14 protein-coding genes and 1 pseudogene are annotated in these 13,579 nt (G+C 58.5%); 7 read left to right on the top strand and 8 right to left on the bottom strand.

Translation table 11 applies throughout. The annotated features are described in order from the left end of the window. Nucleotides 1-83 precede the first annotated feature (83 nt). Both AC4ANE_RS22875 and AC4ANE_RS22870 read right to left on the bottom strand, forming a co-directional pair. Nucleotides 84-299 carry a TIGR02450 family Trp-rich protein gene (locus AC4ANE_RS22875; protein WP_002552164.1) on the bottom strand — a complete coding sequence of 72 codons (216 nt, stop codon included), beginning with the start codon at nucleotides 297-299 and terminating at the stop codon, nucleotides 84-86. Continuing rightward, nucleotides 296-1,282 (bottom strand): NAD(P)/FAD-dependent oxidoreductase, encoded by a 987-nt coding sequence (locus AC4ANE_RS22870; protein ID WP_002552165.1) that lies wholly within the window; start codon nucleotides 1,280-1,282, stop codon nucleotides 296-298. The genes AC4ANE_RS22875 and AC4ANE_RS22870 overlap by 4 nt, the downstream gene beginning before the upstream one ends. 288 nt (nucleotides 1,283-1,570) lie before the next feature. Between AC4ANE_RS22870 and AC4ANE_RS22865 the strand changes: the two genes are divergently transcribed. Together AC4ANE_RS22865 and hemH are read left to right on the top strand one after the other, a co-directional pair. After that, complete coding sequence (locus AC4ANE_RS22865; protein WP_002552166.1) at nucleotides 1,571-2,473, top strand: TIGR01777 family oxidoreductase; 903 nt, start codon at nucleotides 1,571-1,573, stop codon at nucleotides 2,471-2,473. A 22-nt stretch (nucleotides 2,474-2,495) separates the two neighbouring features. After that, complete coding sequence (hemH, locus tag AC4ANE_RS22860) at nucleotides 2,496-3,518, top strand: ferrochelatase (RefSeq protein ID WP_002552167.1); 1,023 nt, start codon at nucleotides 2,496-2,498, stop codon at nucleotides 3,516-3,518. Nucleotides 3,519-3,706: 188 nt separating this feature from the next. Here the strand turns inward: hemH and AC4ANE_RS22855 are convergent, their stop codons facing one another. Further along, a complete protein-coding gene (locus AC4ANE_RS22855) occupies nucleotides 3,707-4,984 on the bottom strand; it encodes a uracil-xanthine permease family protein (protein ID WP_002552169.1) in 1,278 nt (425 codons plus the stop codon). A 4-nt stretch (nucleotides 4,985-4,988) separates the two neighbouring features. Next, a complete protein-coding gene (gene upp / locus AC4ANE_RS22850) occupies nucleotides 4,989-5,627 on the bottom strand; it encodes a uracil phosphoribosyltransferase (protein WP_002552170.1) in 639 nt (212 codons plus the stop codon). Nucleotides 5,628-5,834: 207 nt separating this feature from the next. Here upp and AC4ANE_RS22845 point away from each other — a divergent pair, with 207 nt between their 5' ends. The 3 genes from AC4ANE_RS22845 (at nucleotide 5,835) to AC4ANE_RS22835 (ending at nucleotide 7,316) form a co-directional block, all read left to right on the top strand. Continuing rightward, nucleotides 5,835-6,392: a hypoxanthine-guanine phosphoribosyltransferase gene (locus AC4ANE_RS22845; protein ID WP_002552171.1), complete on the top strand. Its 558-nt coding sequence runs from the start codon at nucleotides 5,835-5,837 to the stop codon at nucleotides 6,390-6,392. Between the two features lie 66 nt (nucleotides 6,393-6,458). Next, nucleotides 6,459-6,962: a hypothetical protein gene (locus AC4ANE_RS22840; protein ID WP_002552172.1), complete on the top strand. Its 504-nt coding sequence runs from the start codon at nucleotides 6,459-6,461 to the stop codon at nucleotides 6,960-6,962. Between the two features lie 66 nt (nucleotides 6,963-7,028). Then, entirely contained in the window at nucleotides 7,029-7,316 is a 288-nt protein-coding gene (locus AC4ANE_RS22835) for a PA4642 family protein (RefSeq protein ID WP_002552173.1), read from the top strand. Between the two features lie 158 nt (nucleotides 7,317-7,474). Here the strand turns inward: AC4ANE_RS22835 and AC4ANE_RS22830 are convergent, their stop codons facing one another. Both AC4ANE_RS22830 and AC4ANE_RS22825 read right to left on the bottom strand, forming a co-directional pair. Next, entirely contained in the window at nucleotides 7,475-8,308 is an 834-nt protein-coding gene (locus AC4ANE_RS22830) for an amino acid ABC transporter permease (RefSeq protein WP_005746208.1), read from the bottom strand. Beyond that, nucleotides 8,305-9,126: an ABC transporter substrate-binding protein gene (locus AC4ANE_RS22825; RefSeq protein WP_002552174.1), complete on the bottom strand. Its 822-nt coding sequence runs from the start codon at nucleotides 9,124-9,126 to the stop codon at nucleotides 8,305-8,307. Before AC4ANE_RS22825 ends, AC4ANE_RS22830 begins: the two co-directional genes overlap by 4 nt. Nucleotides 9,127-9,237: 111 nt before the next feature. Between AC4ANE_RS22825 and AC4ANE_RS22820 the strand changes: the two are divergent. Further along, nucleotides 9,238-10,123 (top strand): annotated as a pseudogene (locus AC4ANE_RS22820) (homocysteine S-methyltransferase family protein). Nucleotides 10,124-10,225: 102 nt separating this feature from the next. Here AC4ANE_RS22820 and mqo read toward each other — a convergent pair. Together mqo and AC4ANE_RS22810 are read right to left on the bottom strand one after the other, a co-directional pair. Then, the gene (gene mqo / locus AC4ANE_RS22815) at nucleotides 10,226-11,734 is read right to left on the bottom strand and encodes a malate dehydrogenase (quinone) (protein WP_002552176.1); all 1,509 of its coding nucleotides are present in this window, start codon (nucleotides 11,732-11,734) and stop codon (nucleotides 10,226-10,228) included. A 721-nt stretch (nucleotides 11,735-12,455) separates the two neighbouring features. Then, nucleotides 12,456-12,689 (bottom strand): hypothetical protein, encoded by a 234-nt coding sequence (locus AC4ANE_RS22810; protein ID WP_031597641.1) that lies wholly within the window; start codon nucleotides 12,687-12,689, stop codon nucleotides 12,456-12,458. Nucleotides 12,690-12,917: 228 nt separating this feature from the next. Here AC4ANE_RS22810 and AC4ANE_RS22805 point away from each other — a divergent pair, with 228 nt between their 5' ends. Next, nucleotides 12,918-13,499, top strand: a complete 582-nt coding sequence (locus tag AC4ANE_RS22805) for a YajG family lipoprotein (RefSeq protein ID WP_002552178.1) — start codon at nucleotides 12,918-12,920, stop codon at nucleotides 13,497-13,499. Nucleotides 13,500-13,579: the final 80 nt, after the last annotated feature.

Genomic DNA, 13,579 nt, shown 5'->3' with positions numbered 1-13,579 from the left:
CGCATCCTGTGATGCAGAGCGTCACGAACTGCATGCCGACGCGGAGCATCGGCACGATAATCATCTGAATCCGGGCAAACCCGCTACTTCCAGCCCATCCGCCATGTATCCGCCTGCTGCAGCACCTGCCACGGCAGTCGTTCGCTGCGCTGGGTCAGCACGGCCTGCAGTTCGATTTCCAGCACAGTGCCTTCTTCATCCTTGAACAGCTCAGTCACCAGAAAATGTTTCTCCCGGTTGAGCGGGGTGGCTGCGGTCCATTTCGACAGCAGCAGTTTTCGAGGGTTGATCTGATTCATTGCAGGTGTTCCAGCAGTCGGCGTGCCGCTTCCTGACCACTCAGCCAGGCGCCTTCGACGCGACCCGAGAGGCACCAGTCGCCACAGACATAAATGCCCAGGTCGGCATCCGACAGCGCGCCCCATTCATGAGAGCCGGCAGGTCGTGCATACAGCCAGCGGTGCGCCAGGCTGAATACCGGCGCGGGCATGGCGCAATCGATCAATTCCGCAAATGCGCCGTGCAAGTGTTCGATAACCTGTTCTCTGGAGGCGTCGAGGTTCTGCCGGCTCCATTGGCTGGTGGCGTGCAGGACCCAGCTATCGAGCGTATCGTCGCGCCCCGGTTTGCTGCGGTTGCGGGCCAGCCAGTCAAGCGTGCTGTCCTGCACGAAGCAACCCTGCATGGGCGTTTGCAAGGGTGTTTCGAAGGCCAGGGCCACTGCCCAGGTCGGGTCCATCTTGACGCCTGCCACCACACTTGCCAGCTTCGGTGCGGCAGCCAGCAGAGCAGTGGCCTGCGGGGCCGGGGTGGCGATGATCACATGGCTGAAAGGGCCGTGGTTTTCGCCTTCGGCATCCAGCAGGTTCCAGTGCTGCTCCCCGCGAAACACATCGGTGATGCGGCACGAAAATGACACTGGCAAGTCGCCGCGCATGGCCCGGGTGATGGCGCTCATGCCTGGCTCGCCCACCCAGCGCACCTGCTCATCCGGCGATGGGCTGAGCCTGCCGCCGTGAAAGTTGTAGAGCAAGGGCGTCCACTCGGCGACGTGCCCTTGAGCCTGCCATTGCTTCACGGCGGTGGCGAAACGCCGGTCACGAGCGGTGAAATATTGTGCACCCATGTCCAGCGAACCTGCGTCGCTGCGCTTGCTGGACATTCGACCGCCGCTGCCGCGGCTTTTGTCGAAAAGGTGCACCTGATGCCCGGCTGATGTAAGCGCCTGGGCTGCTGAGAGTCCGGCGATACCGGTACCGATGATTGCGATAGGGACAGTCATAGGGGCCTCGTTACCTTGTCTGTACAGACTACGCCGTAGTTAAAACCTGTACAATCTTCTTCTTTGGTATAACTTGCAGTGGTTTTGGAATTTGCCTGTTGAGTCACATTGCTGCTTTGAGGGTCGAACGGGGCAGCCATAAAGGCAAGGGCCTCATGGCTGCGCTCCATTAAGCTGTGGCCTATGGTTCAACTGACAGTTTCGTTTTCCGGACAAGCGTCACGGAGATCGTCACTGGTAAAAATAAGACTACTCAATTGTCACGTACGCCACGCGAGGTTATCTGCCATGCACATATTGCTGACCGGTGGTACTGGTTTGATAGGACGAGCGCTCTGCCGTTTCTGGTCTGCTCAGGGCCATGAACTGACGGTATGGAGCCGAAAACCCGCCGATGTCGCCGAGCTATGCGGCGCCTCGGTGCGTGGCATTGCCAGCCTTGATGAGCTGGGTGCGCAGCCGGTGGATGCAATCGTCAATCTGGCGGGCGCGCCTATTGCGGATCGCCCCTGGACCCGCAAGCGTCGCCTGCTGCTGTGGGACAGCCGCATCGGGCTGACCGAACAACTGCTGACCTGGCTGGGCACCCGCTCGCAAAAACCTGCGCTGATGATTTCCGGTTCTGCGGTCGGCTGGTACGGCGACAGCGGCGAGCGTGAAATCGATGAAACTTCACTGCCTGCCAAAGAAGATTTTGCCAGTCAGCTGTGCAACGCCTGGGAGGAAACCGCGCAACGTGCCGAGTCGCTGGGTGTGCGCGTGGTGCTGATCCGTACCGGGCTGGTGCTGTCGGACCGCGCCGGCTTCCTGCAACGCCTGTTACCGCCCTTCAAATTCGGCATGGGCGGACCTATTGGCAATGGCAGGCAGTGGATGCCCTGGGTTCATATTGACGATCAAATTGCGGCGATTGATTTTCTGTTGAATCTGAATGAAGCAAAGGGTCCTTATAATGTTTGTGCGCCATCACCGGTGCGCAATCGTCAGTTTGCCAAGGCACTGGCAGGTATTCTGCATAGACCGGCATTCATGCCTATGCCTGCGCTGGCCCTGAAAGTATTGCTGGGCGAACTTTCGGTGCTGCTGCTCGGTGGTCAGCGTGCCCGGCCAGAGCGTTTGCAGAAAGCCGGTTTCACATTCAAGTACACCGAACTCGACACTGCCCTGCAGGATTTGCTGGGTCGCCACTGAACGCTTTGAAATAGGATGTTGCATGACCGATCACGCTTTGTTGCTGGTCAATCTGGGTTCGCCTGCTTCTACTCAAGTGGCAGATGTGCGCAGCTACCTGAACCAGTTCCTGATGGATCCTTATGTGATCGACCTGCCGTGGCCCGTTCGCAGGCTGTTGGTCTCGCTGATTCTGATCAAACGACCAGAGCAGTCCGCGCATGCCTATGCGTCCATCTGGTGGGATGAAGGTTCGCCGCTGGTGGTGCTGAGCAAGCGCCTGCAGCAGGCGATGAAAAAAGAGTGGTCGCACGGGCCGGTCGAGCTGGCGATGCGCTATGGCGAGCCGTCTATCGAAACGGTGCTGACGCGCCTGTCAGAGCAGGGCTTCAAGAAAGTCACTCTGGCGCCGCTCTATCCACAGTTTGCCGACAGCACAGTGACCACTGTGATCGAAGAGGCCAAGCGCGTGGTGCGCGCCAAATCGTTGAAGATGCAGTTCTCGGTTTTGCAGCCGTTCTACGATCAGCCTGAATACCTGAGTGCGCTGGTGGAGAGCGTGAGGCCGCATCTGGAACAACCTTACGACCACTTGTTGTTGAGTTTCCATGGTTTGCCCGAGCGGCATCTGCACAAGCTCGACCCGACCGGCAAGCACTGCCTCAAGGAAGATTGCTGCATGACCGCGCCGGCCGAAGTGCTTGCCACCTGCTACCGCGCCCAGTGCATACAATCGGCGGCGGCGTTCGCCAAGCGCATGGGCATTCCTGACGGCAAATGGTCTGTGTCGTTTCAGTCACGTCTGGGGCGTGCCAAGTGGATCGAACCCTACACCGAGGCGCGTCTCGACGAACTGGCTGCGCAGGGCGTGAAAAGGCTGCTGGTCATGTGCCCGGCATTTGTGGCTGACTGCATCGAGACCCTGGAAGAGATCGGCGACCGTGGTGCCGAGCAGTTCAAGGAAGCGGGGGGAGAGGAGCTGGTGCTGGTGCCGTGCCTGAACGACGACCCCAACTGGGCGAAAGAGCTGAACAGGCTTTGCGAGCGAGCGCCGTTGATGCTGTGATGCGCCGCACGCAATAGTCGCAGAACTATCGTTCTTCACGCTCCAGCGTGGGAATGCCTTGGGTGACGCTCTGCGTCACAGATCTGTGCAGCGCCACAGCTTCAAAATCGGACGCGAAGCGTCCAGAACGGCATGCCGACGCGGAGCGTCGCACGATAGTCAAACTATCGTGCCTCACGCTCCAGCCATTACAGCAACTGATCATCCGGCTTGTTGCGCTTCCAGCTGTCATGCCCCGGCAGGACCAGGTTGAGGATGATCGCGGTGATGGCGCACAGGGCGATGCCCTTCAGGCCAAAGTCGTTCGGGCCGTTGCCGGTGCCGATCAGTACGCCGCCGATTCCGAATACCAGCGTCACCGAGACGATGACCAGGTTGCGGGCTTCGGCTAGGTCGATCTTGTGGCGGATCAGCGTGTTCATCCCCACCGCTGCAATCGAACCGAACAGCAGGCACAGAATCCCGCCCATTACCGGCACCGGAATACTCTGCAGCAACGCACCGAACTTGCCGATGAATGCCAGTGTTATGGCGAAGAACGACGCCCAGATCATGATCTGCGGGTTGTAGTTCTTGGTCAGCATCACTGCGCCGGTCACTTCTGCGTAAGTGGTGTTGGGCGGACCGCCAAACAGGCCTGCGGCCGTCGTGGCGATGCCATCACCGAACAGCGTGCGATGCAGGCCCGGCTTTTTCAGGTAATCGCGCCCGGTCACACTGCCGACTGCGATCACGCCGCCGATGTGCTCGATGGCCGGGGCCAGAGCAACCGGGACGATGAACAGAATCGCCTGCCAGTTGAATTCCGGTGCGGTGAAGTGCGGCAGTGCCAGCCAGGCCGCGTCAGCAATCTTTTTCGTGTCGACCACGCCAAAGTAGAACGACAGCGCAAAGCCCACCAGCACACCTGAGATAATTGGCACCAGACGGAAAATCCCTTTGCCGAACACCGCCACGATCAATGTGGTCAGCAACGCTGGCATCGAAATCAGCATGGCGGTCTGATAAGGAATCAGCACTACGCCGTCGCCGGTCTTGCCCATCGCCATGTTGGCTGCAATCGGGGCCATGGCCAGACCGATGGAAATAATCACCGGCCCGATTACTACCGGAGGCAGCAGCCGGTCGATGAAACCGGTGCCCTTGATCTTCACCGCCAGACCGAGAAAGGTATAGACGAAGCCTGCCGCCATCACGCCACCCATGGTCGCGGCCAGACCGAACTGGCCCTTGGCGAGGATGATCGGGGTGATGAACGCAAAGCTCGAGGCCAGAAACACTGGTACCTGACGCCCGGTGACAATCTGGAACAACAATGTGCCAAGACCTGCCGTGAACAGCGCCACGTTTGGATCGAGCCCGGTGATCAGCGGCATCAATACCAGTGCGCCAAAGGCCACGAACAGCATTTGCGCGCCGGAAAGAATCGTGCGCCACAGTGGATCGTTGAACTCCTGCTGCGTCATCGGGTTACGCGTCCTTCTGTTTGGTGCCGAAAATCTTGTCACCGGCATCGCCCAAGCCCGGAATGATGTAACCGTGTTCGTTCAAACGCTCGTCGATGGAGGCGGTGTAGATCATTACATCCGGGTGTGCCTTCTCTACGGCCGCGATGCCTTCAGGTGCCGCGACCAGAACCATCGCGCGGATTTCCTTGCAGCCAGCCTTCTTCAGCAGGTCAATGGTGGCGACCATCGAGCTGCCGGTGGCCAGCATCGGGTCGATGATCATTGCCAGGCGCTCGTCGATTTCCGGCACCAGCTTTTCCAGATAGGTATGCGCCTGCAGGGTTTCTTCGTTGCGGGCCACGCCGACCGCGCTGACCTTGGCACCCGGAATCAGGCTGAGGACGCCGTCGAGCATGCCGATACCGGCGCGCAGGATCGGCACGACAGTGATTTTCTTGCCCGCGATTTTCTCGACTGAAACCGTACCGGCCCAGCCCTGAATGTCGTAGTTTTCCAGGGTCAGGTCGGCGGTGGCTTCGTAGGTCAGCAGTGCGCCGACTTCCTGAGCCAGCTCACGAAAATTCTTGGTGCTGATGTCGGCACGGCGCATAAGGCCGAGTTTGTGGCGGATCAGTGGGTGACGGATCTCACGAATAGGCATGGGGAAAGGCTCCAGCGGGGCAAAAATCGGTCTAGGTTAATCTATTCAGCTGTTACTGTCTTAAAGCACGTGCAGTATCGTTACGGAGCTTCGACGTTCGCGGCTTTTGCAAGACACTCGCAACGTTAGTCCAGAATCACTTGCTCTGGCTTGAACGGATGCGTACCTTTGCCCGCTTTTCTCAAACTGCCTTACCTGGAGAGCGTCATGTCCGCTGATCTCGAGCATATCCGTCAAATCATGCGCGAAGCCGACTGCCTGTACACCGAGGCCGAAGTGGATGCTGCCATTGCCCGCGTCGGCGCGCAGATCAATGCCGAACTGGCCGAACGCAACCCGGTTGTGTTCTGCGTGATGAATGGCGGCCTGATTTTCTCTGGCAAGCTGCTGACTCATCTGAATTTCCCGCTGGAAGCGTCCTACCTGCACGCAACACGCTATCGCAACGAAACCACTGGCGGCGATCTGTTCTGGAAAGCCAAACCCGAAGTCTCGTTCATCGACCGTGACGTGCTGATCATCGACGACATCCTCGATGAAGGCCACACCCTGGGCGCCATCATCGACTTCTGCAAACACGCCGGTGCCCGTGCTGTGCACACTGCCGTGCTGATCGATAAAGACCACGACCGCAAGGCCCGCCCGGACCTGAAGGCCGACTACGTAGGCCTGCCATGCATCGACCGTTACATCTTCGGTTTCGGTATGGACTACAAAGGCTACTGGCGTAATGCTGCCGGCATCTATGCCGTCAAAGGGATGTAAGGCATTCTGACGACCGCTTCTGCGAACAGGGGCGGTCGTCGATTCGCAATTATCTGGAAACCCTCAATGAAGCTACTGATTCCCGGCGCCGTGGCGTTGGTGCTGTTGTCTGGTCTGGCAGTTGCCGCACCTGCTGCGCCGGTTTCGGCCAGCCCCATGCACGATCAATACCTGCCGCCTGACGACCTGAGCCTGCGCGAAGGTGTGCCCGAGCAGCAACAGTTGATGCGTGTCACCGAGTACACCATCGTTGCCGGTAACCAGCGGCAATCCAGCCAGCAGCCGATTCCGGTTACTTCCCCTCTGTCGTTGCGCCTCAAGGGCAAGTCGCTGAACAAGGGCGCGTCCATTTCACAGGTGCTTGTGCACTTTGATGGCGGCGACAGCAAAAGCCTGAAAAAACCGACCTACGACGAGCCAACCAGCACCCTGACGCTTTATTACCCACTGGCCCAGTACCGCGTGCTGGTCGACTTGCTTCGCAACGAGAAGGTTTATTGCCAGTTCCTCAGTTACGCCAACGGGCATATCTGGGCCGATTTGCATACCACCTCTGCACGTGCGCGTTGAGCGCTGTGCTTGCCGAGGGGTAAACTGCCCGCCCGTGAAAGTGTCTGCGACCTGCTGGAGCCTGTAATGCGTAAAGATAAGAAGCAGCTGATTGGCGATGAGATCGGCGATGAGCAGATCAAACTGTTCCTCGACTTCGAGCCATATGATGCTACCTCGCCGTCGCTGCACAAACTGATCAAGGCCTACCGTGGGCTGCGCATCAACGATTTTGAGCGCTTTCTGGTTTTTTTCAGGGAAGCGGGCCACGACTTCGATGGCAAGGACGAGCACGGCAACGACTTCATTGCCCTGATCAAGGATCAGCGTAATGCCGATGAATACATCGAACTGATCGAAAAAGCCCGTAGTTGAAACCTGAATTTGGCTGAAACGCTTTTCAGGTGGGAGCGAACTTGTTCGCGAAGGCTTTATTTCGGACAATAAATCCTTTGTGAATGACGCGCCTCTTCGCGAGCAAGCTCGCTCCCACAGTAATATGTATTATCAGTTAATCAACCAACGTTTCAGCCCTATTTGCGCGCCTGATACGCCTTGCCGTAGTGCCGCTCCAGCCTGGACTGCAACAGCTCCAGGCCGATCGACATGATCCAGTACAGCACCGCTGCGGTGGTCAGCATTTCGATGTATCGATAGCTGGAGCGGCCATACGACTGGGCCAGAAACATCACCTCCCAGACGCCCATCACTGAAATCAGTGACGAATCCTTGAGCATGGAGATGAACTGGTTGGTGGTCGGCGGAATGATCGTGCGCATGGCCTGGGGCAGGGTGACGCGCCAGAATATCTGCGCCGGGCGCAATGCCAGGGCCAGTGCGGCTTCTCGCTGTCCGGCTGCGACGCCGATGATTCCAGCGCGAAAAATCTCGCTCAGGTAAGCCCCGTAGTTGAGCGACAACGCGATGACGCCCGCCGTGATGGCGCCGGGCACGATGCCCAGTTGCGGCAAGCCGAGATAGATCAGCAGAATCTGGATCAGCAGCGGCGTGCCGCGAAAGAACGACGCATAAAAGCTGGCGATGCCGAACGCCACGGCACTACTGGACAGCCTCGCCAACGCGGTGACAAAACCCAGCAGCACTGAAACCACAATCGAACACAGCGACACAAAAAGCGTCAGCGCAGCGCCTTGCAGGAAACCGTTGGGAGCCAGGTGCAGGCCGATCAGGTTGGGCAGTTTGTCGAGGATGATCGCAAGCTTCAGGTCGAAACTCAGAAAGAAGCCGGCGAACAGCACAAACATGACCAGCCAGGTCAGGTACAGCCGCGTACGGAAACCGAAAACTCGCTTGAGCAGGCCTTGATCAGCCTGCTCGGGTGGGCGCTGGGGCTGGAAAGAAGTCATTTGCTGATATCAGCACCGATCCACTTTTGCGACAGCTTGCTCAGCGTGCCGTCTTTCTTGAGTTCGGCGAACACTTCGCGAACCTTGGCGTCCCATTCCGGGTCGTCCTTTTCGATGGCCACGGAGTTGGGTTCTTCGTACAGCGTTTCGCCCGCCAGCTTGAAGCGCTTGTCCTGGTCCAGACGCGGTTTTGCCGTCACCAGATTGGTCAGTATGGCGTCCAGCCGCTTGCCAGCGCCCAGCCCCAGGTCTTGAAACGCCACATTGTCGTTGTCGTACGGGGCAATCTGCACGTCGTCGAACGGGTACTGCAATGGCTTGTCTTCCGCGCCATCAATGACCAGATTCTTGTTCAGGTAGCTTTCGTAGCTCGAGGCGCTGGTCAGGCCGACTTTCTTGCCGCTCAGGTCCTTGGCCGAATGAATGCGATCATCCGAGGCATTGACCACAATCACCGCAGGCGATGCGTAATACTCGACCGGGAAGTTGAAGACTTCAGCGCGTGCCTTGCTCGGGGTCATCGAGCAGACGCAGATGTCGTAACGGCCACTCCAGTGACCTGCTGCGATAACATCCCAAGAGGGTGTTTCGAGGCGCAACTTGACGCCCAGTTTCTGCGCCACAGCCTTGGCGACATCCACGTCGAAACCGTCCAGTTCGTTCTTGTCATTCAGGAAAGAAAAGGGCGGGTAACTTTCCATGAGGACGTTGACCAGCTCTTTGTTTTTCTGCACGCGATCCAGCGTGGCACCGGCCAGGGCTTGAGTGGAGGCAGCCAGAGTGACCAGGCCAATGCCCAGCAGAGCGCGATAATTCACAGATATCCCCTGAAAAAAGTTTTTGTAGTTTGATTAAAGGGCCGTATTAAATACGTTATACAAGACTGACTCATAATGAGTTTTTTTCATATACATATAAGCAGATCACATATGACGCAAGGCACAACTGTAATTCTTGATGGCGGCATGGGCCGTGAACTGCAGCGCCGCGGTGCCCCGTTTCGCCAGCCTGAATGGTCGGCTCTGGCATTGAGCGAGGCACCTGAGGCCGTCAGTGCGGTACACGCCGCTTACATCGAAAGTGGTGCTCAGGTCATCACCAGTAACAGCTATGCCGTCGTGCCTTTCCATATTGGTGAAGAGCGCTTTGCCCGTGAAGGTCAGGCACTGGCAGCGCTGGCCGGGCGACTGGCGCGTGAAACGGCCGACGCTTCCGGCGGGCGTGCACAGGTGGCAGGTTCCATTCCGCCATTGTTCGGCTCCTATCGCCCTGACCTGTACAAGCCGGAGCTGGCCGCCGATGTCCTGAGGCCGCTGGTGGCCGGCTTGTCGCCGTATGTCGATCTGTGGCTGGCCGAGACGCAAAGCTGCATTCTTGAAGCGCAAACCATCCGCGCCGGGCTGCTCAATGACGGCAAACCCGTTTACCCTTCAGGATGAAGACACCGATGAGGTGCCGCGGTTGCGTTCAGGCGAGTCCGTTGCCGACGCGGCAAAGGCTGCAGCCGGGATGGGCGTGGCGACGCTGCTGTTCAACTGCAGCCAGCCAGAGGTGATCGGCGGTGCAATCGATGCGGCGCGTGAGGTGTTCAAAGCCCTGAACGTCGACATTGCCATTGGTGCCTACGCCAACGCTTTCCCGCCGCAACCCAAGGACGCCAAGGCCAACGACGGTCTGGATGAGCTGCGCGAAGACCTTGACCCGCAGGGTTATCAACAGTGGGCGGCAGACTGGGTAACGCGCGGTGCCACGCACATCGGCGGCTGCTGCGGAATTGGTCCGGAGCACATCGCCGTATTGTCCAAAAGCCTCTGACTGACATTCGCAACAAAAAGCCCCGTGACTCGGCAGAGCCACGGGGCTTTTTGTTTATACAGCGTGTCAGATGCGCAGGGCTTTCATGACACCGCAATCAGCTCAGGCGAAACTCTGTTCCTGACTGCTTTTCTCGACCAGTTCCAGCGCCTCGTCATTCTGGGCGCTGACGCGGTTATACAACTGCGCGTCGGTTTCGAGGATCTTTTCCCGAGCCGGGAAAATCTCGTCGAGTTTGGCAGCCCACTCGGTGCGGGTTTTCTCCGGGAAGCAGCGTTCCAGCAGTTCCAGCATGATCGACACGGTGACAGAAGCCCCCGGCGAAGCACCCAGCAGGGCGGCCAGTGAGCCGTCCTTTGCGGACACCAGCTCGGTACCGAATTGCAGCACGCCGCCTTTTTTTGCATCTTTCTTGATGATCTGCACCCGCTGGCCGGCAATTTCGAGACGCCAGTCTTCGGCTTTCGCTTCCGGATAGAAGCGGCGCAGCGATTCCAGGCGTTGCTCCATCGATTGCATCACTTCGCTGACCAGGTACTTGGTCAGGTCCATGTTGTCACGGGCCACTGCCAGCATCGGTTTGATGTTGGCGACGCGTACCGATAACGGCAGGTCGAGAAACGAACCGTGCTTGAGGAACTTGGTGGTGAAGCCGGCATACGGTCCGAACAGCAGGGACTTCTTACCGTCGACTACGCGGGTGTCCAGGTGCGGCACCGACATGGGCGGCGAACCCACGGCTGCCTGGCTATAGACCTTGGCCTGATGGTGTTTGACCACTTCCGGGTTGTCGCAACGCAGCCACTGGCCGCTCACCGGGAAGCCACCAAAACCCTTGCTCTCTTCGATGCCCGACAGTTGCAGCAGCGGCAATGCTGCGCCACCTGCACCGAGGAATACGAATTTGGCATCTATCTCACGTGTGCCGCCACCATTCACGTCCTTGACGCTCACGGTCCAGCCTGCGCCATTGCGGGTCAGGTTGGTGACCCGGCTGCGGTACTTGATCTGCGTGCCCGGAGCGCTGGACAGATGGCTGAGCAGTTGATTGGTCAGTGCGCCAAAATTGACGTCGGTGCCGTTCATCATGCGTGTTGCGGCAATTCTTTCATCAGCAGGCCGCCCAGGCATCATCAGCGGCATCCACTCGGCCAGCTTTGCCTTGTCTTCGGTGTATTCCATCGACGAGAAGGCGTGATGCTTGCTCATGGCTTCAAAACGGGTCTTGAGGAACGAGATGCCGTTTTCGCCTTGCACAAAGCTCAGGTGCGGGACCGGATTGATGAAGGAACGGGCTGAACCGAAGGTGCCTTTGCGCGCCAGGTAAGCCCAGAACTGTTTCGAGACTTCGAACTGGGTGTTGATGTGCACCGCTTTCTTGATGTCGATGGAGCCATCAGCCGCAGGCGGCGTGTAGTTCAGCTCGCAAAGACCAGCGTGGCCGGTACCGGCGTTGTTCCACGGGTTGGAACTCTCCGCAGCACCGGAGTCCATCAGCTCAACGACTTCCAGCTTGAGGCCGGGGTCGAGCTCCTTGAGCAATACCGCCAGAGTGGCACTCATGATGCCCGCTCCGACCAGTACTACGTCGACTGCTTCGTTATGCGCCATTAACGCGTCTCCAAAATCTGCAGCACCAAATTGACGGCATACGATCCTGAGGCTGGTTGCCAGGTGTTCGGGGTCTGGATCAAAAGGGTGCCCTCGCTTTCCTGGCCAGGATCGCCTGACCGATTCTTCGCAATTTTCCGCATCTAAAGCGCAGGTCCCGGTCAGGCCCGGTCATGGTTCATCAATGTTTCATGAACGCATTTCCAGGCCCGCAAGGCCATTCGACCATCGTCAGGGAGCCCATCGCCCGATGGGCTCCTGTCGATGGCGTCAGGCTCCGGTCATGGAGGCGCAGTCGCGGTCAGTCCTGTTCAAGAGAGCCGGTTCAGAGGCTGATGGTGCATTTACAAACGCGTACCTATTCATTTGCTCGCCACACTCTTGTGAAGTAGTGAAACCCGTTTTTCACGTCCTTTTGGGAACGTGAACCAAACCTCAAAATGGCTGCGATGACAGCGCTGGCAGGTCAGGGGCACCAATAGTGAGGCGCTGGCGGGCGAGAAAGGTTCGATACGATTCGAGCATTCTTCACCTTTCATCGAGCACACTCGTGCGCACATGACCTGTGTGGGCGGCTCTCTGTGGGCAGTACGAAGGCGCTAATACGGCGATTAGCAATGCTGCGAGGCCCGATCAGGAGACGTCCTTATAATCGGGGGGAGATTATAGCGATGAAATGGCAGGAATTGATCGCTTTAAATGACTTTTATTCGCTGTCGGGTCAGGCGGTGAGCAACTTGCCGCGCGTTGAACGCGCGCTACGCTGCGCCACTCGGGCGCTGGCGGGCAGTGGCTGGTTCAGCCAGGCAAGTCGTTGCTCGTTCACTTCAACCCATTCGACGCCAGACGGTCGTTGCGCACAATGCTTGAATGCGCGGCAGATGCCCGTCTGATCAATGCGTGCGTAATGGCGATGCTGGTGGCGTGTGGTGAACAAAGACCGGAACAGATTCATGGCGCAGCTCCTGTGACGTGGGTGAGCGTCTGTGCGATGAGGGCGAGTCTGCCGACTGGATGTGACGCCCTGATTACATTGCGCTGCACGAATCATTGCCTGAGCTGCTGCCTGAACCCCGAGACGTGCCGAATGTCCGAGGCTTGACGGTCAGCGCCCTCTGGTTAGCGGCTGTTGCTGGCCGCTATACTGCGGCACATTCAGTGTCTGGCCCATGGAGAAATGAGCATGCTGCGTCGCATTTTGTTCGGTTTGCTTGCTGTAAGCAGTTTGACCCTGGTGGGCTGTGCCCACAGTCCGCAACAACTCAGCCCCACTCCCAAGCTCAACGCACAGCTTGCGGCCGTAGGACGTGGTCAGCCTGTAGTGGTGCGCGTAGTCGACGGCCGTCCTGGCCCGACGCTGGGCACGCGTGGCGGCATGTACCCGGAAACCAGCGCCATCAGCGTCAACGGTGCGGATATCGTTCCCAAGCTCCAGGCTCAGGCCGAGGCGGCAGTACGCCTGTTGGGCTTTACGCCGACTCAGGGTGGCAACGCTCCGCAGTTGACCGTGACCCTGGCAGACTTGAAGTACCAGTCGCCCAAAGAAGGTCTGTACGTGACTGAAGCCACCATCAGCTCGACATTCCGCGCTGACGTACGCAATAACGGTCGCAGCTACAGTGGGCGTTACGCAGCATCGCTGGATCAGCGTTTCGGCATGGCTCCGAATCAGGAAACCAACACCAAGCTGGTGAGTGACGTGTTGAGCGATGCACTGACCCGCGTCTTCCAGGACCCGACCATCGGTTCGACCCTGGCGCAGTAAGCTTCAGCGCTAGACAAAAAGCCCGGCCCTTGTTGAAGGGGCCGGGCTTTTTGCTTTATTCGGTATAGGCCGTGAGGCCG

This window comes from Pseudomonas sp. Pme6b, assembly GCF_058129925.1.
The sequence above is the reverse complement of the archived record's forward strand: the minus strand, read 5'-3'. Positions and strand labels throughout refer to the sequence as shown.

Bases quoted from the DNA above. Each gene is read 5' to 3' on its own strand.
- AC4ANE_RS22830 (WP_005746208.1), bottom strand. From the start codon at position 8,308: ATGACTTCTTTCCAGCCCCAGCGCCCACCCGAGCAGGCTGATCAAGGC.
- mqo (WP_002552176.1), bottom strand. From the start codon at position 11,734: ATGGCGCATAACGAAGCAGTCGACGTAGTACTGGTCGGAGCGGGCATC.
- AC4ANE_RS22805 (WP_002552178.1), top strand. From the start codon at position 12,918: ATGCTGCGTCGCATTTTGTTCGGTTTGCTTGCTGTAAGCAGTTTGACC.
- AC4ANE_RS22810 (WP_031597641.1), bottom strand. From the start codon at position 12,689: ATGAATCTGTTCCGGTCTTTGTTCACCACACGCCACCAGCATCGCCAT.
- AC4ANE_RS22845 (WP_002552171.1), top strand. From the start codon at position 5,835: ATGTCCGCTGATCTCGAGCATATCCGTCAAATCATGCGCGAAGCCGAC.
- AC4ANE_RS22840 (WP_002552172.1), top strand. From the start codon at position 6,459: ATGAAGCTACTGATTCCCGGCGCCGTGGCGTTGGTGCTGTTGTCTGGT.
- AC4ANE_RS22875 (WP_002552164.1), bottom strand. From the start codon at position 299: ATGAATCAGATCAACCCTCGAAAACTGCTGCTGTCGAAATGGACCGCA.
- hemH (WP_002552167.1), top strand. From the start codon at position 2,496: ATGACCGATCACGCTTTGTTGCTGGTCAATCTGGGTTCGCCTGCTTCT.
- upp (WP_002552170.1), bottom strand. From the start codon at position 5,627: ATGCCTATTCGTGAGATCCGTCACCCACTGATCCGCCACAAACTCGGC.
- AC4ANE_RS22865 (WP_002552166.1), top strand. From the start codon at position 1,571: ATGCACATATTGCTGACCGGTGGTACTGGTTTGATAGGACGAGCGCTC.
- AC4ANE_RS22855 (WP_002552169.1), bottom strand. From the start codon at position 4,984: ATGACGCAGCAGGAGTTCAACGATCCACTGTGGCGCACGATTCTTTCC.
- AC4ANE_RS22870 (WP_002552165.1), bottom strand. From the start codon at position 1,282: ATGACTGTCCCTATCGCAATCATCGGTACCGGTATCGCCGGACTCTCA.
- AC4ANE_RS22835 (WP_002552173.1), top strand. From the start codon at position 7,029: ATGCGTAAAGATAAGAAGCAGCTGATTGGCGATGAGATCGGCGATGAG.